Annotated in this window: 16 protein-coding genes; 5 read left to right on the forward strand and 11 right to left on the reverse strand. The window is 72.7% G+C overall.

Annotated elements, in window-relative coordinates:
* Positions 1-354: 354 nt before the first annotated feature.
* From QCZ28_RS03200 to QCZ28_RS03215, 4 genes are all read left to right on the forward strand, one after another.
* A complete protein-coding gene (locus QCZ28_RS03200; RefSeq protein ID WP_279515121.1) occupies positions 355-4017 on the forward strand; it encodes a sensor histidine kinase in 3663 nt (1220 codons plus the stop codon).
* Positions 4014-4418 (forward strand): roadblock/LC7 domain-containing protein, encoded by a 405-nt coding sequence (locus QCZ28_RS03205; protein WP_030329023.1) that lies wholly within the window; start codon positions 4014-4016, stop codon positions 4416-4418. Before QCZ28_RS03200 ends, QCZ28_RS03205 begins: the two co-directional genes overlap by 4 nt.
* A gap of 98 nt (positions 4419-4516) precedes the next feature.
* Positions 4517-4894, forward strand: a complete 378-nt coding sequence (locus QCZ28_RS03210; protein ID WP_030329021.1) for a DUF742 domain-containing protein — start codon at positions 4517-4519, stop codon at positions 4892-4894.
* A 1-nt stretch (position 4895) separates the two neighbouring features.
* On the forward strand, positions 4896-5489 hold the full coding sequence (locus QCZ28_RS03215; RefSeq protein WP_007455465.1) for an ATP/GTP-binding protein: 594 nt from the start codon (positions 4896-4898) through the stop codon (positions 5487-5489).
* Between the two features lie 241 nt (positions 5490-5730).
* Here the strand turns inward: QCZ28_RS03215 and QCZ28_RS03220 are convergent, their stop codons facing one another.
* Positions 5731-8196, reverse strand: coding sequence for a transposase (locus QCZ28_RS03220; RefSeq protein WP_279515299.1), 2466 nt, complete (start codon positions 8194-8196; stop codon positions 5731-5733).
* Positions 8197-8235: 39 nt separating this feature from the next.
* Entirely contained in the window at positions 8236-9198 is a 963-nt protein-coding gene (locus QCZ28_RS03225; protein WP_279515122.1) for a DNA primase, read from the reverse strand.
* A gap of 160 nt (positions 9199-9358) precedes the next feature.
* On the opposite strand from QCZ28_RS03225, the gene QCZ28_RS03230 reads away from it, so the two are divergent.
* Positions 9359-9697, forward strand: a complete 339-nt coding sequence (locus tag QCZ28_RS03230) for a helix-turn-helix transcriptional regulator (protein ID WP_030329010.1) — start codon at positions 9359-9361, stop codon at positions 9695-9697.
* A gap of 22 nt (positions 9698-9719) precedes the next feature.
* On the opposite strand, the gene QCZ28_RS03235 is transcribed toward QCZ28_RS03230, so the two are convergent.
* The 9 genes from QCZ28_RS03235 to QCZ28_RS03275 form a co-directional block, all read right to left on the reverse strand.
* On the reverse strand, positions 9720-10391 hold the full coding sequence (locus QCZ28_RS03235) for a permease prefix domain 1-containing protein (protein WP_279515123.1): 672 nt from the start codon (positions 10389-10391) through the stop codon (positions 9720-9722).
* A gap of 68 nt (positions 10392-10459) precedes the next feature.
* Entirely contained in the window at positions 10460-12250 is a 1791-nt protein-coding gene (cydC, locus tag QCZ28_RS03240; RefSeq protein ID WP_279515124.1) for a thiol reductant ABC exporter subunit CydC, read from the reverse strand.
* Positions 12247-13923, reverse strand: a complete 1677-nt coding sequence (cydD, locus tag QCZ28_RS03245; RefSeq protein ID WP_279515125.1) for a thiol reductant ABC exporter subunit CydD — start codon at positions 13921-13923, stop codon at positions 12247-12249. The genes cydC and cydD overlap by 4 nt, the downstream gene beginning before the upstream one ends.
* On the reverse strand, positions 13920-14927 hold the full coding sequence (locus QCZ28_RS03250) for a cytochrome d ubiquinol oxidase subunit II (protein WP_279515126.1): 1008 nt from the start codon (positions 14925-14927) through the stop codon (positions 13920-13922). The genes cydD and QCZ28_RS03250 overlap by 4 nt, the downstream gene beginning before the upstream one ends.
* A 10-nt stretch (positions 14928-14937) precedes the next feature.
* Positions 14938-16191, reverse strand: a complete 1254-nt coding sequence (locus QCZ28_RS03255) for a cytochrome ubiquinol oxidase subunit I (RefSeq protein ID WP_279515127.1) — start codon at positions 16189-16191, stop codon at positions 14938-14940.
* Between the two features lie 235 nt (positions 16192-16426).
* On the reverse strand, positions 16427-17332 hold the full coding sequence (locus QCZ28_RS03260; protein ID WP_279515128.1) for a M56 family metallopeptidase: 906 nt from the start codon (positions 17330-17332) through the stop codon (positions 16427-16429).
* A gap of 10 nt (positions 17333-17342) precedes the next feature.
* Complete coding sequence (locus QCZ28_RS03265; protein WP_279515129.1) at positions 17343-17816, reverse strand: BlaI/MecI/CopY family transcriptional regulator; 474 nt, start codon at positions 17814-17816, stop codon at positions 17343-17345.
* 465 nt (positions 17817-18281) lie between these two features.
* Positions 18282-19106 carry an aldehyde dehydrogenase family protein gene (locus QCZ28_RS03270; protein WP_279515130.1) on the reverse strand — a complete coding sequence of 275 codons (825 nt, stop codon included), beginning with the start codon at positions 19104-19106 and terminating at the stop codon, positions 18282-18284.
* Positions 19099-20529, reverse strand: coding sequence for an aldehyde dehydrogenase family protein (locus QCZ28_RS03275; protein ID WP_279515131.1), 1431 nt, complete (start codon positions 20527-20529; stop codon positions 19099-19101). The genes QCZ28_RS03270 and QCZ28_RS03275 overlap by 8 nt, the downstream gene beginning before the upstream one ends.
* Between the last annotated feature and the right edge of the window lie 37 nt (positions 20530-20566).

Consider the following 20566-nt stretch of genomic DNA (forward strand, 5'->3'; position numbering starts at 1 on the left):
TCCCAATCCACCTGGCCGTTTCGTAGTGGCAACGTAGGGTCATCGCCGTCTTTGTAGAAGTCGTCCAAGCAGAGCACCGGCAAGCCGGTTTGCTGCGCTATGTACGACTTTCCGGACCCAGAAGGGCCGGCTAGCAGGACCACGCGGTGCGGATGTTCCATTACCTTCAGTTACTCCGGCCAGACAGACTGCTATCAAATCGCATCAACATCTCATCACACCTTCGGTTGGGGACAACCTGGGCTTTCTTCTTGTCGACCGGCGTGATGGAATCTCGGGGGTCCGACCCGCCGGGTCGGTCGCTGGGCGTTGCCCGGGGCAACGCGTTCAAGCTGTAATCGCGAGGGCGGTGACGTGAGCAAACGGCCAAAGACGGCGGGCTCCTTCCTGTCGCGGCTGCGCCGGCCGGCCAGCCGGCTCCGGGACATGCCGATCTGGTCCAAGCTCGGTCTCATCATGATCGTGCCGACCATCGCCACGGTCGTGGTGGGCACCAGTGGTCTTGTCGACCACCTGGAGACGCTCAACAATGCCAACCGAGCTGGCGACCTGGCCAACCTGTCGAGCTACTCGGGTGACCTGGTCGACGCCCTGCAGGACGAGCGGACCGCCGCCGTGCTGCTGCTGGGCGCGGACGGGACGCAGCCGACGGCTCAGTACCAGGAGGCCTACAACCGGGTGAACTCCCGGGTCGACCAGGAAGCTGCCCCCTACCGGCAGCAGCGGGCCGAGATCGAGGACCTGCCGAGCAGCCTGGAGGGTCTGCTCGACAGCATCGACCAGAACCTGCAGGACCTGTCGGGCGTCCGCAGCCAGGTGTTCAACGGGAAGCTCGCGCTCACCGAGACCGTGCAGGCGTACGAGGGTCTGATCAGTGACCTGCTCGCCATCCGTGACTCCTCCACGCAGCTCGCCGGTGACAACCAGCTGAGCGACCGGATGCGCGCCGCCGCGGCGGTCGCCCGGGAGAAGGAGTTCCTCGCCGCCCGCCGGGTCGTGGTGCACCGCGCGCTGGGCGTCAAGGGCGGAAAGCGACTGACCCCGGCGCTGCGCAGGGACTACGTCGCCAGTGACACCGGCCAGCAGCAGGCTCTGCAGAGCTTCAAGGCCGTCGCCACCCCGGACGACGCGAAGTTCCACGACCAGACGGTCGCGGGCGGCGACCGCCGGCAGGCGCAGAACTACACCGGCTGGATCGACGGCAACACCACCGGCGACATGCGGGGCGCTCCGTTCGGCCCGGACCAGTGGGAAGCCGCCATGACGGCCAACGCCAAGCTGATCCGCACCGTTGAGCGCAAACTCGACGGCGAAGTGGTCAACCAGGCCGACAGCCTCCGCTCCGACGTCCAGCGCCAGGTCTTCCTGGAGACCGGCCTGCTGCTCAGCATGCTGCTGCTGGCCATCCTCTTCGCGTACCTGGTGGCCCGCTCGATGGCCCGCTCACTGCGTGAGCTGCGACAGGGCGCGCTCTCCGTCGCCCAGTACGGCCTGCCACAGGCGGTGGCCCGCCTGCGCGACCCGCAGGTCGTCGGGCAGTTGTCCCCGGTGCAGCTGGCCAACCAGATCGCCGAGCCGCTACCGGTGCGCAGCAAGGACGAGTTCGGCCAGGTGACCGAGGCGTTCAACGCCGTCCACCTGGAAGCCGTCCGTACCGCCGCCGAGCAGGCCGCGCTGCGCGCCTCCGTCGCGACCATGTTCGTCAACCTGGCCCGCCGTTCACAGATCCTGGTCGACCGCCTCATCGGGCACCTCGACCGGCTGGAGCGCGGCGAGGAGGACCCGGACCGACTGGCCGAGCTGTTCCAGCTGGACCACCTCGCCACCCGGATGCGCCGCAACGACGAGAACCTGCTGGTGCTCGCCGGCGCCGACTCCACCCGTGTGCAGCGTGAGCCGGCCGCTCTCATCGACGTGCTGCGCGCCGCGCAGTCCGAGGTCGAGCACTACACCCGGATCGAGTTCGGTGTCATCGACCGGGACATCGAGGTCGCCGCGCACGCGGTCAACGACCTGGTGCACCTCGTCGCGGAGCTGTTCGACAACGCCACCGCGTTCTCCCCGCCCGACTCGCAGGTCATGGTCGAGGCCCGCCGGGTCGGCGACCGCTCCTCGCTGTACGTCGAGGACCGCGGCATCGGCATCAGCGCCGAGCAGCTGCACGACCTGAACGAGCGGCTCGCGACGCCGCCCCAGGTGGATGTGGCTGTCTCCCGGATGATGGGCCTGGTCGTGGTCGCCCGGCTGGCGTCGCGGCACGGGGTCCGGGTGGAGCTGCGCCCGGGCAACGACCGCGGCACCGTCGCCGAAGTGACCCTGCCCACCTCGGTCCTGGTTCCCCGGGCGCTGTCCGGCCGGGTGCAGCAGCCCCCGGCGCTGCCGGCGGCGGGCGGTGCCCCCCAGTTCGGTGGTCCGCAGTCGGGTGGGCCCACGCCGGTCTTCGGCGCGCTGCCCGCCCTGGGCAACGGCCCTCGCCCCAGCGAGTCGTCCGGCAACCAGGTCACCCTGGGTGGCCGTCCGTTCGAGCCCGCGTCGCGCAACGGCGCCGGGACCCCCGCCAACGGTGGTACGTACCGCTCGATGCCCGCCTGGTCCGATCTGACGGGCGCGGCCGGGACGAACGGCGGCGACGGGTTCACCCCCCGCTCGGCCAACGGCCAGGGGACCGACCCGCTGCCGCAGCGCCGGGCCGGGGACGAGCCTTCGACCGGCCAGCAGCCGTCCATCCCGCGTCAGCTGCCGAGCAGCCCCGAAACGCACCAGTACTCGGCGCCGCCGGTCTCCGCGCAGCCGTACTCGGGCGCGCCGGTCTCCGCCTCGCCGGCCTCCGGTCAGCCCTACTCCGGTCAGCCCTACCCGGGTGCGCCGTACGGTGGCGCCCCGGTGTCCGCCGCGCCGGCCTCCGGTCAGCCGTACGCCGGTCCGCCGGTGTCGGCGTCGCCGGTATCGGCCTCGCCGGCGTCCGGTCAGCCGTACTCGGGTCAGCCGTACTCGGCCCCGCCCGCCTCGGCTCAGCCGTACTCGGCGCCGCCCGCATCGGGTCAGTCGTTCAGCGGGTTCGAGCCCCGGTCCGCGCCGCCCGCGCAGGCGGCCAGCGCTCCGGCGCCACCGGCCTGGCCGCCGGTGCCGGGTAGCGACCGGGACACCGCCACCCCGCCGGTGCCCGAGCGGCTCGCCGCGGCGCTGGACATGACGACGGAACTGCCGCGGGTGCCGCGGCCCGGTGAGCAGCCGGCCCCGGCTCCGCAGGCCCAGGCTCCGCAGACCTCGGCCCCGCAGGCCCAGGCTCCGCAGGCCCAGGCCGCCGCGTCCGCGCAGACTCGGCCGGCGCCGCAGCAGCCACCGGCACAGAACCGCCAGCGGTACGCGGACGAGACGATGGAGCTGCCGATCTTCCGGGAGCTCGAGTCGGCCTGGTTCCGTACCCGTCGCCCGGGCTCCGAGGAGACCGCGGCTGGCGCCCAGCCGGCGACGAACGGCGACTCCGCGACCCAGCAGTTCCCCACGGTCGAGGCCACCGGTCGGGCAGGCCACAAGACAGCACCCGGGACGACAGGTAACACACCGATGGCAGACACTCCGACGGCCGGAGGAGCGCCGCGGGACAACGGCTCCACAGCGAGCGAGGGCACCCGCCCGAGCCTCGCCGAGAGCCTGCCGAACCGCCGGCCCCAACCGCAGAGCAACGGCTGGCAGACCGCGGCCGACGACGGTTGGCGTGCTGCCTCCGCGGCGGCCGGCGCGGCGCCGGTGAGCGAGACCACCACGACCGGTCTGCCGAAGCGCAAGCCGATGGCGCAGCTGGTGCCCGGCGCGGTGGAGAAGCCCACCACCTCGGTCCAGCGGCGCTCCCCGGAGGCGGTCCGTGGCCTGCTCTCCGCCTACCATCGGGGCGTGCAGCGAGGGCGTAGCACCTCGGACAACCCGACCAGCCCGGAGGCGACTCCGGGAGGGCAATCCTCGCAGTCTGGCTCAGGCCCGGTGGCCGGGAGCGGGCAGAAGGAGCAAGAAGGATGACAACTACGCAGGATCTTGGTTGGCTGCTCGCCAACTTCGCCGACCGGGTGCCCGGCGTCGCGCATGCGGTCGCCGTGTCGGCGGACGGCCTACTCCTCGCGTCGTCACGGGATCTGCCGCGCGACCGGGCAGACCAGCTCGCCGCGATCTCGTCGGGTCTGGTCAGTCTGACCCAGGGGGCAGCACGCTGCTTCGAGGGAGGCGCGGTGTTGCAGACCGTCGTGGAGATGGACAATGGCTTCCTGTTCCTGATGTCCATCTCGGACGGCTCGTCCTTCGCCGTGCTGGCAGCCCGCAGCTCCGACGTGGGCCAGGTCGGCTACGAGATGGCGTTGCTGGTCGACCGGGTGGGCGACGCGTTGACCCCGCAGCCGCGTGCGGCTGCGGGCATGCTGGGCTGACGTTTCGCCGATCGTGAGGTCGGCACGACTGCAACAACGACAACGACGGGTTTCACCGGTGGGAGCCGGTAACGGGTGCGAAGGAGGTGAGCGGCGAGATGGCCGATCGTGACGAACCGACCGGAGCGTTGGTCCGTCCATACGCCGTGACCCGTGGTCGCACCCGTCCCCGGCTCGACATCGCGCTGGAGGCGCTCGTCGAGACGACGGTGCGCGGCCGGGCCGCTGCCAATGGCAACGGCGGCCAGGGCCGCGAACACCAGTACATCGCCGCGCTGTGTGACGGACGCGTGCAGTCGCTCGCGGAGATCGCGGCGCGGATGCAGCTCCCGCTCGGTGTGGCCCGGGTGCTCATCGCCGACATGGCGACGGACGGCCTGGTCGCGGTCCACGAGCCGACCATTTTGGACGACTCCGACGACGCGGTGGGCACTGAACTGCTGGAGAGGGTGCTGAGTGGACTTCGCAGGCTCTGACATGTCGCACCGCCCGCCGAACCCGAGCGGCCGCGTGACGTCGGCGAAGATCGTTATCGCCGGTGGATTCGGCGTCGGCAAGACGACGCTGGTCGGCTCGGTCTCGGAGATCACGCCGCTGACCACCGAGGCCATCATGACCTCCGCTGGCGTGGGCGTCGACGACACCCGGCAGGTGCCGGGCAAGACGACGACCACGGTGGCCATGGACTTCGGCCGGATCTCGATCGACCGTGACCTGATCCTGTACCTGTTCGGTACGCCGGGTCAGACCCGTTTCTGGTTCATGTGGGACGAACTGGTGCGGGGTGCGATCGGTGCGGTCGTGCTGGTGGACACCCGCCGGCTGGCCGACTGCTTCGCGGCGATCGACTTCTTCGAGCACCGACGCCTGCCGTACCTGGTGGCGATCAACTGCTTCGACGGGATGCAGTACCACGACCCGCAGGACGTCCGGGACGCCTTGGCGATCTCGAGCGACGTGCCGGTGGTGGCCTGCGACGCCCGTAACCGGGAGTCGACGAAGCACGTGCTGATCTCGCTGGTCGAGTACGTGCTGACCATGCGCCGTACGCGCGCTGTCGCCCCGGCCTGATCGCGGCGCTGCACGCCCCGGTGGTGGCTCCGGCCGCCATCGGGCGTAGCACCCTGCCCGCCGCGCCACCGTACGCTACGCCGCCTCCTTGACGATCGCGCAAGCCCTCCGCCCCCCACCTGGTAGGGGCGCGTGGGTCTTCGTGGTCGAGGAGGCGGCGTCGTCGTGTCCGGGGTTCTCCGGCAGACACGGAAGCGCCCTCAGTCAGCTGACTGAGGGCGCTTGCGCGTGGTGAAAAGGATCAGGACTGGTAGCCCGCCGAGCGGTACTCGTACTCGCGGTCATCGTCGCGGTCCCCGTGGTCGCGGCTGAAGTCCCAGCCGCCGGCCGCCTCGCGACCGGGCCGACCGCCCACCGCGAAACCGCCGATCTCCTGACCACGACGCCAACCCCGGAAGTAGCCGGTCGTGTTCTCGGCGAGGCTTGCCGCATCACGCACTATCCGCAATGGACGCTCCTCGCGCAGCGGGGAACCCGGCACCAGGTTGGCCTGCGGCACACGCTTCGGTAGCCCGGCGTTGGTCTCGGCGCCCACCGCCGGGCGGGCGGCCTGCTCCGCGGCCTGCCAGCCGGTGTCGGCGGTGGTCGACCAGTCCAGGTCGGACTCGTCGGCGTGCCCGACGAACCAGGCCGACTTTGCCTGCGCGAAGATCAGCAGGTCGCCGTCACCCTCGTCGGCGACCGGCGGCGGCCGGTGCTCCATCGGCGGCGGCCGGTGCTCGACCGGGGGAGCCGGCCGGTGCTCGGGGGCGCGCTCGGTACGGGCGGCCGCCCGGCCGTTGCGTGCGGCCTGCTCGCGGTCGACCAGGCGCAGCGGCGGCGTCTCCAGGTGCTGATCCGAGGCGGGGTTGAGCCCTTCGCGCAGCGCCCGGTCGGCCAGCGGCGGCGGCTCCACCAGCCGCAGCATCGGCGGCTCCGGTGGCAGGTCGTCCGCCAGCCAGGGCGGGGTGACGCGACCGTCGGCCCGGCCCGGGTCGGTCGGGGCGTCCACCCCGCGGCTTCCGCCGTACGGGTAGGCCACCGGGTTGTTCGGTGAGCTGTCGGCCGGGTCCTCCGGGTTGTTGACCAGCGGCCAGTTGGCGCGGGAGCCGGGCGGTGCCGCGGGCTCCTGCCCAGGCCGGGGGGTCGGCACCGGAATGCTGAGGTCGGTGGCGCTGAAGCCGCCGGTGGGTGGCTCGTCGACCGGCCGTTGCAGGTGGCTCGGCCGGGGCTCGCCGTTGGTCTTGGGTCGGGGCGGAATGACAGTACGTTGCCGTTCGGCCCGCGCGTTGTTGATCGCGGCGGTGGTCAGCGTCGGCCGGAACGGCTCACCGGCCTCGGCCGGAGGCACCATGCCGCGCTGTGCCGGCGCGATCGGGGTGATCCCGGGCGGCGGAGGCGGCGGTGCGGACACCGGTCGGTTGGTCGGGCCGTCGATCCGGCTGGAGGTCGACTCGGTGCGGCTGGGCAGCGTGGGCGACGGCGGGCCAGCCATCGCCGCCGGAGCCATCGGCGCGGGGGCGACCGGAGGGGGCGTGACCGGTGCCGGGGCGACCGGTGGTGGCCCGAGCGGGCGGGGCGACGCCAGCGGCGCGTTGCCGGGGACCGGCTCGGGGCGGCTGCGCCGCCCGGCGGGTGCCGGATCGGCGGCGGGCGGGGTGGGTCGGACCGACCGCAGTCCGGCGTTGGCGCCGGTCAGTCCGGCGTTGGCGCCGGAGAGGCCGGTCAAGGCGGCGTTGGTGCCGGCCAGGCCGGTCAGCTCACCGACGGACTCGCCACGACGGGCGGCGGCCCGGCGGCCGGGTGCCTGAACCGGCGTGCTGACCCGTGAGCTGAGCGCGCTGACCAACGCCTCGCACCCGGCGTCGCAGGCCCGCACGGAGGCGACGGCCTGGCGGACCGTCTCGGCCACCGCGGACGTGAGGGCCCGGTTGACCGCGGCGCGTCGGGGGGTCTCGGAGATGGCGACCCGCAGGGCGGTGACCGCTTCGTTGATCTCATCGGCGTCGGCGACCCCGTCGGCGGCCAGGTGCGCCGCGATGGCATCCGCCGCGACCGACACCTCGCGGCCCCGGGCCACGGTGCCGCCGAGCATGCCCGGCTCGGGCAGCGCGTCCAGCACGGCCAGCGAGACCGGCTCGGCCGGGTCCGGGTAGGCGCGCAGGGCCGCCGGGTAGAGCTCCCGTAGAACCTCGCGCAGCGCCACGGCGGCGGAGTGTCGACCACTGGCCAGCGCGGCGTGCGCCGAGAGCACCTGCTTGTAGCCGGCGAGGTCCCGGGGCGCCGGCAGGGTGACGGCGGAGAGCGCCCCCGCCTGCAACGCGCGGGCCAGGCCGACCGCCCGTCGTTCGGCCGGAGGCGACTGCATCTCCTCAAGGGAGTCGTCATCGGCGAACCGCTCGGCGAAGTCGTCCACCGAGTCGTCGTCGGCGATCGCCAGGGGTCGCCCGGCCGCGCTCAGCAGCGAGGTGACCGTGTGGTCGTCGCTGTCGGCGGCGATGGCCGCACCGCTCGGCCCGCCCGACCGCTCCACGAGCAGCGCGACGAGCTGGGCGTAGCCAGCGGCGTCATCGCTGATCTCGCAGACATGCAGCAGACGGCCTGCGTCGTCGACCACAGCGGACGTCAGCGTCGAGCCGGCGGAGGCCGGTCGGTCAGCCGGATCCGCCGAGGCCAGACCGCAGTAAACGCGCACGAGCGCCACGGCGTCGTCCTCCTCCCGGGACAGGTCTTTCCTCTGCCAGCAACTGATGCTCCCCGGTACGGGTCAGTCGCGCCAGTCCACCACCGCAGAGATCTTGCCGACAATGGTCCGCCAACCCAAACTCGCGGTCTGCGCGCCGATCTTCTTCAGCCGCCGGCGACCCATGAACGCGCCGATCCCACCGTTGGCCGTGGCGCGCAGCGCCTCGTCCAGGTCGTCGAGGCTGGAGCCGGCGGAGAGCATGTCGAGTACCGCAGGCAGCCGCAATGCGTACGAGAGGTCACGCGCGACCTCGCCGGCCTCGATCAGCAGGGTCGAATCCCACGTGTCGTGCCCGCCGCGCAGGTTCTCCACGACCAGGTCGAGTTCGTAGGTGTCCTCGTCGAGCGGAGCGATATCCGCCGGCTCCACCCGTTCGGACAATTCATTCCAGCTGTCCAGTTGGGACAGATCGTTGGGCGCACCGGATCGGATGAAACTGACCAGCGACTCGGGGGTCTTGAACAGCAGCAGCTTGCCCTGGTGGCTGAGGAAGACCGGCACCTCCTCGTCGTTCTCCTCGTCCGCGACGGCCTCGTCCGAGTCTTCTTCGGTGTCAGTGTCAGCGGCGGCACCGTCCCGGCGGCGCTTGGCGTCCTCGTCGTCGTCCTCGGCGGCGAACTCCTGGGCCAGCTCCTCGTCGAGGATGACGACGGTCTCGTCGTCCTCCTCCTCTTCGATCGCCTGGCGGCGGGCGAGGAACGGGTCGTCCTGGTCGCGCTCGGTCACGTCGGTCGGGGTCAGCGAGCTGGCCGGCCGGTACGCCCGCAGCGTGAAGCCGGTGCCGGCGGGCAGGGCGATCTCCACTGGGTCGATGCGCAGCTCGTCCCAGAGTGAACGGTCGATCGACGCCGAAGGGCGGTCGGTCTCCTCGGTCTCGTCTGGCTGGGCCGCGCCGGTGGTGTCGTCGAGCTCGGGCTCGTCGGCGTCGGGCCGTTGGGGCGACTGGCGGGCCACGCTGACCTCCGTGTGCTTCGGGTTGCCCACCCACCGGGGTCTCCGACCGGCGAGTGACTCTGGGCACATACCCTAGTCGGCGGCCCTGGGTGACCGATGCCCGCACCCCGGTGGCCGGTCGGCGCACGGGTCCGACCTGCTGGTGGTCACCGCTGGCGAAGCGGCCGCCCGACAAGTAGCGTAGCTACTTATGAAGGCCCAGGCGCTGCACGGCCATCTCGACGCTCTGCTGCTCGCCGTGCTCGAACAGGGCGCGCTGCACGGCTACGCGATCATCGAGGCGCTGCGGGCCCGCAGCGACGGCAGCCTGGACCTACCCACCGGCACCATCTATCCGGCGCTGCGCCGGCTGGAACGCGCCGGGCACGTGGCGAGCACCTGGAGCACTGTCAGCGGCCGGGAACGCCGGACGTACCAGCTCACCGACTCCGGCCGGCGGGCGCTGGCCGGGGAGCGCGCCGGGTGGCGCGAGTTCCAACTGACGGTCGGCCGGTTCCTCGACCCCGAGAGCCCGCCCACCCCGTCCTGACCCGCTCCGGTCCGGCCGCCGATCAGCGGGTGGCCAGCAGCCAGCCGCGCGCCGCCCGGGTCAGCGAGAAGTAACCGCCGCCCACCAGCACCAACCCGATGATCATCGGGGGCCAGTGCAGCGCCGCGTCAAAGAGATCGATTGACCAGGCGAAGAGCGCGGAGCCGGCCACGATGCCGAGGATCAGGATGCCGGTCAGACCGGTGCCCACCGCACGCTGCGCCAGGGCCAGGCCCGGCCGCGACGCCCGCGCGCTCGCCCGGACCACCAGCAGACCGGCCACCGAGAGCAGCAACGCGCTCATCCAGATCCAGTCGACCGAGTTGGCGAGCAGCAGATACCCGCCCGGTGGGCGGGGCCCGCCACTCCAGCTCGACCCGCGCCAGGTCAGATCGCCGGCGAAGACACCAACCCCGGCGATCGCCAGCATCCGCAGGGAGAGCCCGCGCAGGGCGCCCACCGCCAGCTCGGCCTGCCAGGAGGGGAGCAGCTGCGCCGGTGAGCCGAACTCGACCACCGCCCGGCGCTGCGCCTCGGTCGGTGGCATCCCGCTCTCCCGGTACGCCTCGACGGCGTCCAGCAGCCCGTGCCGGGCCTCGGTCAGCAGGCCGGACTTGAGTCGCGCCGGCCCCTGCAACCGGGCGGCCAGCTCCCGCAGGTGCTCGTCGACCATCACGTCCTCACCGCGCGCCATGGCACCACCCTGCCACGGAGCCCGGCGCGTCGACGTCCGGGAGAACCCTGGTCCGCCCCGGAGCCGGGTCAGGGGGTGAGCGCCAGGTAACCGCGTTCGGCGGCGGTCTGCAGCAGCCACTGGTCCCGGTACCAGCCCGGGGCGGCCACCAGATCGGCGTGTCGACCGCGCTGGATCACCCGGCCGCCGTCGAGAACCACGATCTCGTCCAGCTCGGCCAGCCCTCTGAGCCGGTGGGTGATCAGCAGCACCGAGTGCCCGGCGGGGGTGAAGGCGAGGGCGGACGCGAGCACCGCGCCCGCGGCGGTCGGGTCAAGACCCTCGGTGGGCTCGTCGAGCACCAGCACCGGCGGCGCGGCCAGCAGGGCCCGGGCGAGCGCCAGCCGCTGCCGCTGCCCGCCGGAGAGCTGCCCGCCCTCCTCGCCGACCAGTGTGTCCCAGCCGGCCGGCTGGGCCTGGACCCAGTCCAGCAGGCCGGCGGCGGCGGTGGCGGCGGTCAGCTCCTCCTCGCCCGCTTCGGGTCGCCCGAGCAGCAGGTTCTCCCGCACCGTGGCGTGGAAGACGTACGCCTCGGCCAGCAGCCCGCCGACCGCGCGGGGAAGCGCCTCCTCGGCGTACGCCGAAAGGTCGTGACCGTCGAGTGTGACCCGACCGGACGCGGGCGGGACGGTGCCGGTCAGCACGGCGGCCAGTGTGCTCTTGCCGGCGCCACTCGGGCCGACGACCGCGACCCGGCGTCCCGCCGGCAGGTCCAGGCTGACCCCGTCCAGGGCGGGTGCAGCGCCGGCCCGGTACCGCACCGTCACGTCGACGAAGCGCAGTTCGTGCGGGCCGGTCAGGTCGGTACGACCGGTCGCGGGTGGCGCGGTCGGCGGCTCCGCGTCGAGCAGGTCGGCCACCCGGGTCAGGCCGGGCCGCAGCTGCGTCCACTGCCGGGCCGCCGTGACCAACGCCAGCGTCACCTCGACGGCGGCCAGCGCGCCGACGGCCAGGACCCCCACCAGCACCCCCGGCACGTCGGCGGCGAGGGCGGCAAGCACCACCGCCGCGGCGGTCGCGCCGGCGGTGAGCACGCCGGCCGCGTCCACCGCGAAACCGGTGGCGGCCAGCCGACGTTCCAGCCGGGCCAGCCGGTGGGCGCGCTGCTCGGCGGCGCGCAGCGCGCCCTCGGTCGCCCCGAACGCGGCCAGGTCGGCGGCACCGTGGGTGAGGTCGATCGCGTCCGTGGCCAGTGCGCCCCGCAGCGGGGCCACCTCGGCCGCGCTGCGGCGGGTGACCGCGGTGGCCAGCGCGGGCAGCGCCACCCCGGCGACCAGCAGCCCGACGGCGAGCGCGCCGGCGGCCGGTACGGAGATCAGCGCCGCCACGGCGACCGCCAGCACACCGACCACCGCCGCCGCCGAAGCGGGCACCAGCACCCGCAGCAACAGGTCCTGGACGGCCTCCACGTCGGAGACCAGGCGGCTCAGCACGTCCCCCGAGCGGTGCGTGGCACCTCGGCGGGCCGCCAGGGTGGCGAAGACGCGGGCCCGGACGTCGGTGATCATGCGGAGCACCGCGTCGTGGCCGGCGAGCCGTTCGGTGTAGCGGAACACGCCCCGGCTGATGGCCAGCGCCCGGACCGCGACGATCGCCACGGTGAGCCGGTCCAGTGGAGGTTGACCGGCGGCGCTCATCAGCAGCCAGGTGGCGGTGGCCATCAGGGCGAGCCCGGCGAACTCGGTGGCGGCCGCCAGCAGCCCGGCCCCGACGAGCCGACCCAGGTACGGCCGGGCCAGCCGCAGCACGGCCCGCTCGGCGGCGACCCGGCCGGTCGAGGCCGGCCCGGTTGTTGCCGCCGGCTCGCGTTGCCCGCTCATCGGGTGACCTTCCCGGTCGGCTCGGGCGTCAACTCGGTGACCCGACCGTCCTCGACGCGCAGGATCCGGTCGGCGTCGGCCAGCAACGCCGGTCGGTGCGCGACCAGCACCGCGGTCCGCCCGGCGACCAGGCGACGGGTGGCGTCGAGCACCACCGCCTCGGCCGCGGTGTCGAGCCGGGCGGTGGGTTCGTCGAGCAGCACCACCGGGGCGGCCCGGAGGAACGCCCGGGCCAGTGCCACCCGTTGCCGCTGCCCGCTGGACAACCCGTGACCGCGCTCACCGAGCACGGTGTCCAGGCCGTCGGGCAGGCCGGCCACCACGTCGTCCAGGGCGGCGTCGTGCACCGCGGCGGCGAGTACGTCGGCCGGGGTGTCCGCCGCGCCGAGGCGGATGTTGTCGGCCAGCGAGGCGGCGAAGAGGTGCGCCCGCTGCGGCACCCAGGCGAGTTGCCGGCGCCAGGCGTCGCTGTCGACGGTGGCGAGGTCGACCCCGTCCACGGTGATCCGGCCGCTGGTCGGTGCCACGAAGCCGAGCAGCAGGCCGAGCAGTGTGCTCTTGCCGGCGCCGCTGGGCCCGATGATGGCGATCCGCTCGCCGGGCCGGATGGTCAGTGTCACGTCGCGCAGCGCGGTGGTCCGCTCGTACGCCACTGTCACCGCTTCGAACCGGATCTCGGCCCGCGCGTCCGGGGTGGCGGCGCCTTCGGCGGCCCGGGGCGTGGCGGGTGCGGCGGAGAGCGTCAACGCCTCGTCCAGCGCGGTCAGCCCTTCCATGCTGGCGTGGAAGCGGCTCCCGGCGGCCCGCAGCGGCAGGTACGCCTCCGGGGTCAGCAGCAGCACCAGCAGCGCGGTCTGCAGGGCCAGCCCACCGCCGAGCAGGCGGATGCCGACCGGCACCGCCACCAGCGCCACCGAGAGGGTGGCGACCAGTTCCAGCACCAGCGCGGAGAGGAAGGCGATCCGCAGCGTCTTCATGGTGGCGACGCGGTGACCGTCGGCCATCCGGCGTACCACGTCGGTCTGCGCCCTGGCCCGTCCGAACGCCCGCAGCGTGGGCAGCCCGGCCACCATGTCCAGGAAGTGCCCGCCGAGCAGCGCGAGCCGCCGCCACTGCCGTTCGGTGGCGGCCTGTGCCTGCCAGCCGAGCAGCGCCCCGAAGACCGGGATCAGCGGCAGCGTCAGCGCGATGATCACCGCCGAACTCCAGTCGGCGAAGACGACCCGGGCCAGCACCGCCAGCGGCACCGTCACGCTGAGCACCAGTTGCGGCAGGTAGCCGGTGAAGTACGCGTCCAGGGCGTCCAACCCGCGCCCGGCCAGCGTGGCGATCTCACCGGCCCGCTGCCCGGCCACCCAGCCGGGTCCGTGCCGGCCCACCGCGCCGAGCAGGTCGGCCCGCAGCGTGGCCTTGACCGTGGCGGCGACCCGCGCGGAGATCGTGCCCTGCGCCCAGACCAGGGCGGAACGGGCGGCGACCGTGACCACGAAGCCGGCCAGCGCCGGTCGATCCACCCGGCCGTCGATCGCGGTGGCCAGCACCGACGCGAGCGCCGTGGCCTGCGCCACGATCAACCCGGCGGCCAGCACACCCAGGAGCGCGAGCACGGCGAGATCGCCCCGGGCCGCGGGGACCCGGCGCAGCAGACGCGGGTCGAACGGACGGCGGCTCACCAGTACACCGGTGCCCTGCCGTCGGTTCTTCCTCGGAAAACCCACCAGCACATCGCCTGGAAGCCTAGTAGGGCCGGAAGTAGCGGCAGCGCCACCCAGCCCAGCAGTCGCAGGGTCGGCACGCTGGCGGCGGCGTCGGCGACCCGCAGCGAGGCGTCCGGGTCGGTCGTGGAGACCAGCACGTAGGGCCAGAGAGCGGCCCCGACCAGCACCACCGGCAGCGCCAGGGCCGCGCCGGTGGCGACCACCGCCCACCCCGGCCGCTGCCGGCCCAGCGCCGCGCGGGCCGCCAGCAGCGCCGCCACGATCAACACCGGCAGGAGTACGGCCACCGCCGGTCGCTGCACGGCGTCGCGTACCCGGGCGGAGAGCAGGCCCACGACGGTGGCCACGGCGACCGCGGTGAGCGCCACCGGTACCAGCCGGCGGGCCGTACGGCCGGCCTCGGCGGCGGCCCCGGCGGAGAGGCGCAGTGTGAGGAAGGTCGCGCCGTGCACCGCGACCACCGTGACCATGGCGATCCCGGCGGCGGCGGCGAACGGGGTGGCCAGGTGGGTCACCCCGGCGACGTGCCCGTCGCTCCGCAGTGGCACGCCCTGCAACAGCGCGGCGAGCAGCGCGCCCCAGCCCAGCGCGGCGAGGGCGCTGCCGACCATCACGACGCGGTCCCAGCGGGCGCGGCCGCGCTCGCCACCGGGCCGACTGCGCAACTGCACTCCGACGGTGACCAGGATGACGCCGACCAGGGCGCCGACGACGGCCGGATAGCAGCCGGCGAGCAACTCGCCCTCCAGCAGGGGGAACGCGCCGAAGAGGATGCCCACGGCGGCCACCAGCCAGACCTCGTTGCCGAGGAAGAACGGCCCGAGGGCGGTGAGCGTCTCGCGCCGCCCGGCCGGGCCGACGCCGCGGGCGAGCAGCAGCCCGACGCCGTAGTCGTAGCCGGCGAGCACCAGGTAGCTCGCGAAGAAGAGGCCGAGCACTGCGTACCAGGCGAGGTCCACGATCTTCTCCTCAGATGAGGGCGGGTTCGGGGTGGGCGGGCTCGCTGGGCGGTGCCGGTGGGCGTCCGAGCGCCGGGTCGGCCGCGCCCCGTCTGGCGTGTCGGACGAGCAGCACCCAGTTGGTGACGGCGAGAGTGCCCAGCAGCAGGCTGAACCCGATCAGCGAGGTGAGCATCAGCGGTGCGCCGACCGGCGAGACGGCCTGCTCGGTGGGGAGCAGCCCGTACGCCACCCAGGGTTGCCGGCCGACCTCCCGGGAGATCCAACCGAGGATCACCGCGACGAACGGCAGCGGCAGGCCGACCAGGATCAGCCAGAGCGGAAAGCGCAGTCGGATGATCCAGTCCCGGTAGAGCAGGGGCAGCAGGAGCCAGACGCAACCCAGTGTGAAGCCGATCAGAATCATGAAGCCCAGTCCGACGCTGGCGAGCACGGGCGGGGTGTAGTCGCCGGGACCGAAGCGCGTGGTCCACTCGGCGATCAGCGCCCGGCTCTCGGGGGTGTCGCCGCCGAACTTGGTCGGCTGCACCGAGCCGACCGGGCCGAACTGGGCGAAACCGAAGCCCTGCACCATCGTGATGGCCAGTGCCGCGGTGACCAGGCCGATCCGGAGCGAGGTGCGGAAGAGGGCGAAGTCGGGGGTACGCCGGATCAGGTGCCCGGCGCTGATCGCCGCCATCAGCATCCCGCCGACCAGCAGCGCCGCCGAGACCACGTGCCCGAGGGCCATGCCGAGGCTGGGGTTGGTGAGCAGCGCACCGAAGTCGGTGAGGTGGGCGATCCCGTCGCGGACCTCGTACCCGACCGGGTTCTGCAGCCAGGAGTTGGCCACCATGATCCAGAACGCGGACGCGTACGCGGTGATCGCCACGCCCCAGAGCAACGCGAGGTGCACGCCCTTGCCGAGTCGGTGCCAGCCGAAGATCCACATCCCGAGGAACGTGGACTCCAGGAAGAACGCCACCAGCGTCTCGATGGCCAGGGGCGCGCCGAAGACGTTGCCGACGTAGCGCGACAGGCCGCTCCAGTTCAGCCCGAACTGGAACTCCATCACGATGCCGGTGGCGATGCCGAGCACGTAGTTGATCACGTAGAGCTGGCCCCAGTAACGCGTCAGCCGCTCCCACTTCGGGTTGCCGGTGAGCACCCAGGCGGTCTGCATGCCGACCAGCAGGGTGACCAGCCCGAGCGTGACGACGACGAACAGGAAGTGGATCGAGGTGGTGGTGGCGAACTGCAGGCGGGCGAGGAGCAGGGTGTCCATGACCAGCCCTCCATAGCTGTTGGCTCCCTTGTCATAGCCACCCTACACGTAGTCTGCCTACATGTAAGTTCTACTACGCCTTGTCGTAGGCAAGTCTACGACAAGGCGTAGTAGTCATGGGGTCGGTGGAAGATCGCGCTGGAACCTGGTTGTCGTGGCCTGGTGGCCTCTCAGACGCCACTCGATCCTGGATCGAGCACGATCTTGCGGCAGACGTGTGGCCTGACGTGAGGTGTCAGCTCAGGAAGAGGGTTACCGGGAGGGCGACCAGCATGGTGGCGACCGCGAGGGCGGTGGCACCGAGCACCCGGGGCGGCCGGTCACTGACCAGCAGGCGCTGCATCCGTACGTCGAGATCCCGGTCGCCAACGCCCAGCGCGCCGGCCGGGGTGATCCGGTGCCCGGCGGCGGCGAACTGGCGCAGCGCCCCCGCCAGCGGGGCCTCGGCGTGCAGCTCGCGGGCCTTGTCGTCGGCGCGCATCTCGACCAGCAGAGCGACCCGCTCGTGCGCGTCGCGCACCCAGCCGAACCACGGCAGCGCCCGGCACAACGCGGTGAACGGCAGCAGCACCAGGTCGTGCCGCTCGTTGGCGTGCGCCCGCTCGTGGCTGAGCACCGCGGCCAACTCGGCCCGGTCCAACAGGCTCAGCGTGCCGGCGCTGACCACCACCTGCGGCTTCACCCCCGGCAGGCAGTACGCGGCAGCGCTCGGATGATCCAACACCAGCGCGCCCGGCGCGGCCGGGTCGTTGCGGGCGACCAGGGAGAGCAGGTCCCGGTGGCGGCGCTGGGCGCGTACGGTGCCGTGGATGCTGCGAACTGTCGTCGTGACCAGCACCGCCCCGATGCCGAAGCCCACCCCGACGCCGGCCAGCTCGAAGGTGCCCACCCCGATCGGTAGGGCGCCATGGGCGAGGTCGTCGGCCAGGGCGAGCAGTGCTGACCCGGTCGGTCGGTCGTACGCGCTCAACCCGAGCGCCATCGGCAGGCCCATCGCCGAGAGGCCCAGCGCCAGCCCGACGGCCTGCCAGCAGACGATCGCCACCCGAGGGCTGCGCCACGTCCAGGTCGAACGGGACAGCACCTGGGCGGTCAGATAGCAGGCCAGCATCGTGGCGGCGAAGTGCACGGCGTACGCCATGGCGTGCGCCCTACCGCTCCGCTGCCTCGCCGGCGGGGCGTCGGCCCGCCGGCCCGTCCAGTCGATCGGTCAGTGCGTCGGCGCCGCCCGTGTCGCCACCGGTGGCACCCGGCCCGGTCAGGCCGGCCTCACTGCCCAGGGCGGCCCGCAGCACCTCGGCCTCGGTGCCGGTGACCGAGCGGGCGAACCGCACCAGCGCGGCGTCCCGGCTGCCACCCAGGTCGAGGGCGTCGAGCATGAGCTGGGCGATGTGCGCCTCGCGGCTGGCCGCCGGCCGGTACCGCCAGGCCCGCCCCTCCCGCTCCCGCTGCACCATGCCCTTGCCGGCGAGCCGGTCCAGCACTGTCATCACAGTGGTGTACGCCAGCTCACGGCCGTCGAGCGCGTCGGCCACCTCACGCACGGTCACCCCGTCCGACGTGCCCGGGACCACGTCCCACAGCACGTCCATCACCGCACGCTCAAGATCGCCCAACCGAGTCACGAATCAATCCTACCCCCGGTAGTAGACCCCCCACCGACCCGAGCCTCAACCCCCACCCCCCACGTGATCATGAGGTTGACCGGGTGGAGCGACACCAAACACCCCGTCAACCCCATGATCACCAGCTTTGAGGCCGGGCGGACCGGCGCAAGACCCCGCGCCCGCGCTTTACGCCCTCATGATCCAGACAAGAACAGGGATGTTGCTGCCTCAAACCCTCCCGAGGCAGCAACACCCCGGAACTTGCGCGGATCTTGGAGCGGGGCAGGGCGAGCGCGGCCTTGGGGCCCCGGGCGGACACCGTTGACCGGTAACCCGACCCGAGGCAGAGCCCGTGAGCTGACCCGACCGAGGAACCCGGCCCACGTCAGGTTTTCCGGGGAGCCCCGCCCGCGGAGGGATCAAGCCTGACCGCCCGGAGCGGGCGGGGCTCCCCGGAAAACCCCAAAGGCCGAGAAAAAACGATCACACCCCCTTGGGATGCCAGACCGTCTTCGTCTCCAGCAGCGCGGTCATCCGGGCCAGGCCCGGGTCGGCGAACCAGTCCGCCGCACCGGACGCCGGTCGGAGCACCCGCTTGAGGTTCTCCGCCGCCCTGACCTCCAGGTCGGTGGCGAGCGAGGCGTCGGTGACCCCGGTCAGGTCGATCGCGTTGACGTCCATGTGCGCCGCCAGCGTCGGCGCGGTCTCGGTGATCGCGCCGGTGAGGATGTTGACCACCCCGCCGGGCAGGTCGGAGGTGGCCAGCACCTCGGCCAGCGTCACCGCCGCCAAGGGCTCGGACGGCGACGCCGCGACCACCACCGTGTTGCCGGTGACGATCGCCGGGGCGATCACGCTGACCAGGCCGAGCAGCGCCGGCCGCTCCGGGGCGACCACGGCGACCACACCGGTCGGCTCGGGCGCGGAGATGTTGAAGTACGGGCCGGCGACCGGGTTGGCGCCCCCGTACACCTGGGCGAGCTTGTCGGCCCAGCCGGCGTACCAGACCCAGCGGTCCACCGCCGCGTCCACCTCGTCGCCGGGAATGCCCAGCGCGACGAACTGCTCGCGGCGGCCCTCCAGCATCTCGGCGGCGCGGTAGAGGATCTGACCCCTGTTGTACGCGGTCGCGCCGGCCCAGCCCTTCACGGCGGCGCGGGCGGCGACCACCGCGTCCCGGGCGTCCTTGCGGGAGGCCAGTGACACATTCGAGGACTGCACGAGATACGACCGTCCCGACTCGCTGCGCGGGAACTTCCCGCCGATGAAGAGCTTGTACGTCTTGCGTACCGCGACCCGCTCAGACATTGAGGTAACCCTCCAGCCCGTGCCGGCCGCCCTCGCGACCGTAGCCCGACTCCTTGTACCCACCGAACGGCGAGGTGGGGTCGAACTTGTTGAACGTGTTGGCCCAGACCACGCCGGCGCGCAGCCGGTCGGCCATCCACAGGATCCGGGAACCCTTGTCGGTCCAGATCCCGGCCGACAGCCCGTACGGCGTGTTGTTGGCCTTCTCGACGGCCTCGGCCGGGGTGCGGAAGGTGAGCACCGACAGCACCGGGCCGAAGATCTCCTCGCGGGCGATCCGGTGTGCCTGGGTGACGCCGGTGAAGATGGTCGGCGCGAACCAGAAGCCCCGGTCGGGCAGCTCGCACGGCGGCGACCAGCGCTCGGCGCCCTCGGCGGAGCCGGCGTCGGACAGCTCGCGGATCCGCTCCAGTTGGGCGGCCGAGTTGATCGCGCCGACGTCGGTGTTCTTGTCCAGCGGGTCGCCGACCCGGAGCTGGGCCATCCGCCGCTTCAGCGACTCCAGCACCCGGTCGGCAACGTTCTCCTGCACCAGCAGGCGGGAGCCGGCGCAGCAGACGTGCCCCTGGTTGAAGAAGATGCCGTTGACGATGCCCTCGACGGCCTGGTCGATGGGCGCGTCGTCGAAGACGATGTTGGCGGCCTTGCCACCCAGTTCCAGGGTGAGCTTCTTGCGCGTGCCGGCGACCGACCGGGCGATGGCCCGGCCCACCTCGGTGGAGCCGGTGAAGGCGACCTTGTCCACGTCGGCGTGCTCGACCAGCGCGCGACCGGTGTCGCCGGCGCCGGTGAGGATGTTGACCACCCCGGCCGGCAGGTCGGCCTGCTGGCAGATCTCGGCGAACAGCAGCGCGGTCAACGGGGTGGTCTCGGCCGGCTTCAGCACCACGGTGTTGCCGGCGGCGAGCGCCGGGGCGATCTTCCAGGCCAGCATGAGCAGCGGGAAGTTCCACGGGATGACCTGCGCGGCCACCCCGATCGGCTGCGGGTTCGCGCCGAAGCCGGCATGACCCAGCTTGTCGGCCCAGCCGGCGTAGTAGAAGAAGTGCGCGGCGACCAACGGCAGGTCGACGTCGCGGCTCTCCCGGATCGGCTTGCCGTTGTCCAGCGACTCCAGGACGGCCAGCTCGCGGGAGCGCTCCTGGATCAGCCGGGCGATCCGGTACAGGTACTTCGCCCGGTCCCGGCCCGGCATCGGACCCCAGACCTTGTCGTACGCCTTGCGGGCGGCGCGTACCGCGCGCTCCACGTCCTGGGCGCCGGCCTCGGCGATCTCGGCCAGCACCTCCTCGGAGGCGGGGTTGATCGACTTGAAGCTGCCACCGTCGGTCGGGTCGACGAACTTACCGTCGATGAACAGCCCGTACGAGGGCTTGAGGTCCACCACCGAGCGGGACTCGGGGGCGGGGGCGTATTCGAACATCGGCTATCAGTCCAGGGTGAAGTAGGTAAGGCAGAGA

The organism is Micromonospora sp. DH14 (assembly GCF_029809455.1).
GTDB classification, from domain to species: Bacteria; Actinomycetota; Actinomycetes; order Mycobacteriales; family Micromonosporaceae; genus Micromonospora; species Micromonospora parva.

Bases quoted from the DNA above. Each gene is read 5' to 3' on its own strand.
- QCZ28_RS03235 (WP_279515123.1), bottom strand. From the start codon at position 10,391: ATGGCGCGCGGTGAGGACGTGATGGTCGACGAGCACCTGCGGGAGCTG.
- QCZ28_RS03270 (WP_279515130.1), bottom strand. From the start codon at position 19,106: ATGTCTGAGCGGGTCGCGGTACGCAAGACGTACAAGCTCTTCATCGGC.
- QCZ28_RS03205 (WP_030329023.1), top strand. From the start codon at position 4,014: ATGACAACTACGCAGGATCTTGGTTGGCTGCTCGCCAACTTCGCCGAC.
- QCZ28_RS03230 (WP_030329010.1), top strand. From the start codon at position 9,359: ATGAAGGCCCAGGCGCTGCACGGCCATCTCGACGCTCTGCTGCTCGCC.
- QCZ28_RS03210 (WP_030329021.1), top strand. From the start codon at position 4,517: ATGGCCGATCGTGACGAACCGACCGGAGCGTTGGTCCGTCCATACGCC.
- cydC (WP_279515124.1), bottom strand. From the start codon at position 12,250: ATGAGCGGGCAACGCGAGCCGGCGGCAACAACCGGGCCGGCCTCGACC.
- QCZ28_RS03255 (WP_279515127.1), bottom strand. From the start codon at position 16,191: ATGGACACCCTGCTCCTCGCCCGCCTGCAGTTCGCCACCACCACCTCG.
- QCZ28_RS03215 (WP_007455465.1), top strand. From the start codon at position 4,896: ATGTCGCACCGCCCGCCGAACCCGAGCGGCCGCGTGACGTCGGCGAAG.
- QCZ28_RS03275 (WP_279515131.1), bottom strand. From the start codon at position 20,529: ATGTTCGAATACGCCCCCGCCCCCGAGTCCCGCTCGGTGGTGGACCTC.
- QCZ28_RS03260 (WP_279515128.1), bottom strand. From the start codon at position 17,332: ATGGCGTACGCCGTGCACTTCGCCGCCACGATGCTGGCCTGCTATCTG.